This window comes from Neolewinella marina (assembly GCF_002631205.1).
GTDB lineage: Bacteria > Bacteroidota > Bacteroidia > Chitinophagales > Saprospiraceae > Neolewinella > Neolewinella marina.
In genome coordinates this window covers 1-2243 of sequence record NZ_PDLO01000016.1, presented here as the reverse complement: position 1 = coordinate 2243, position 2243 = coordinate 1, and the positions used below count along the sequence as shown (strand labels likewise).

General features: G+C 63.7%; 1 protein-coding gene. It reads left to right on the top strand.

Annotated elements, in window-relative coordinates; translation table 11 throughout:
* The first annotated feature begins 423 nt into the window (after positions 1-423).
* Complete coding sequence (locus CGL56_RS17950; protein WP_099107971.1) at positions 424-1383, top strand: calcium/sodium antiporter; 960 nt, start codon at positions 424-426, stop codon at positions 1381-1383.
* The last annotated feature ends 860 nt before the right edge of the window (positions 1384-2243 follow it).

Genomic DNA, 2243 nt, shown 5'->3' with positions numbered 1-2243 from the left:
CGCTGGGGCGGTAGGATTATTGGGTTTGGGGGGGGTGTTCTTGCGGGGCCCTGCGCGCTGCGCGCTTCAGACCCCGCTTGGGGGTTGGGCGTCCCTTCCAGGGCCGCTGGGGCGGTAGGGTTATTGGGTTTTGGGGGGGTGTTCTTGCGGGGCCCTGCGCGATTCGCGCTACAGACCCCGCGTATGGAGTGGGTGTCCCTTCCAGGGCCGCTGGGCCGGTAGGGTTATTGGTTTTTGGGGGGCTTGCGGGGCCCTTCGCGCTTCGCGCTGCAGACCCCGCTTGGGGGGCGTTCAATTCAGTGTTGCGGGGGTAAAAAAATATTTCCGGGCAGTTTATCGTCGGCCTACTTTCGCTTACGATTCCGCTGCTGGGCCTGGCCGGTAGTTTGCCGGTGGGTGTCGGGGTGGCCAATCCATAAGCATATGCTTCTTTCGATCGGGTTTATTCTGGCGGGCTTCGTCCTGCTGATTTTCGGCGCGGACTGGCTGGTGGACGGAGCGTCCAGCCTGGCGCGCAAGCACCGGGTATCCGACCTGGTGATCGGGCTCACGATCGTTTCCTTCGGCACTTCCGCCCCGGAGCTGGTCGTCAACCTCATCGCCTCCCTGGAGGGGCATTCCGACATCGTCTACGGCAACGTGGTGGGGAGCAACAACTTCAACCTGTTCGTCATCCTGGGCATCGCGGGGCTCATCCTGCCCATTACGGTGCAACGGAGTACCGTGTGGCAGGAGATCCCCATGTCGCTGGCCGCGGCGGTGGTGCTGCTGCTGTTGTCGAACAACTTCTTCCTCGGGGGCGCGCTGTCCCTTTCTCGGCTGGACGGGGTCCTGCTGCTGGTTTGCTTCGCGGCCTTCCTGTGGTACGTATTCCGGCAGATGCGGGCCGAGGTGCCTCCTTTGGAGCCTTCGTCGCCGGTGTATCCAACGACCCTCCGGATCGTCGGCCTGATCGTTTTCGGGTTGGCCGGACTGGTGTTCGGGGGCAAGCTGGTCGTAGACCACGCCATCGCCATTGCCACCAGCCTGGGGGTGAGCGAGAAGATCATCGGCCTCACCATCATCGCGGCGGGCACCTCCCTGCCCGAACTGGTTACCTCCGCCGTGGCCGCCTTCAAGAAGAACAGCGACATCGCCATCGGCAACGTCGTGGGCTCAAATATCTTCAACGCGCTGTTCGTCATCTCCCTCAGTGCGGTGGTACACCCCATCGGCTACAACGCGAGCTTCAACCGGGAAATCTATCTTCTCATCGGGGGTACTATTTTCCTATTTACGGCCATGTTTCTCGGGGGGCGCAAGCGCCTCGACCGCTGGGAGGCCGGTTTGCTGCTGCTCGTCTACGGGGTATACCTGGGGCTGCAGATCGCCCAGGAGGTGTAGGCGGGGCGGCGGCGCGCGGGTGCCAAGACGGGTTTCGGAGTAGCCGGGCTTCCGGGCCTGTGGCCCGGTGTGAAACTGCCGGACTGGCTCACCAGGCGACTAACTTTTGCTCCGCTAGCGAGGTCCGTTACACCGCCGCTCTACGCCGGCCGTTCTGAGAAGCGTTTGCTTTCCTCCCGTCGGTCATTTTTCAGCCGGGCCACAGGCCCGACGGCCCGGGTAAGGAGTAGCCGGGCTTCCGGGCCTGTGGCCCGGTGTGAACAGGCTGGACTGGCGTACCAGGCGACTAACTTTTGCCCCTCTTGCTAGGCCTGTGTCGACGCCGCTCTACGCCGGCCGTTCTGAGAAGCGTCTGCTTTCCTCCCGTTGGTCATTTTTCAGCCGGGCCACAGGCCCGACGGCCCGGGCTCAGGAGTAGCCGGGCTTCCGGGCCTGTGGCCCGGTGTGAAACTGCTGGACCAGCGTATCAGGCGACTAACTTTCACCCCGCTCGCTAGGCCTGTTACGCCGCCGCTCTACGCCGACCGTTCTGAGAAGCGTTTGCTTTCCTCCCGTCGGTTGTTTTTCAGCCGGGCCACAGGCCCGACGGCCCGGGTTAAGGAGTAGCCGGGCTTCCGGGCCTGTGGCCCGGTGTGATCTTGCAGGACCAGCGTACCAGGCAACTAACTTTCACCCCGCTCGCTAGGCCTGTTACGCCGCCGCTCTACGCCGGCCGTTCTGAGAATCGTTTGCTTTCCGCCCGTCGGTTATTTTCGGCCGGGCCACAGGCCCGACGGCCCGGGCTAAGGAGTAGCCGGGCTTCCGGGCCTGTGGCCCGGTGTGATCCTGCAGGACCAGCGTACCAGGCAACTAACTTTTAC

Bases quoted from the DNA above. Each gene is read 5' to 3' on its own strand.
- CGL56_RS17950 (WP_099107971.1), top strand. From the start codon at position 424: ATGCTTCTTTCGATCGGGTTTATTCTGGCGGGCTTCGTCCTGCTGATT.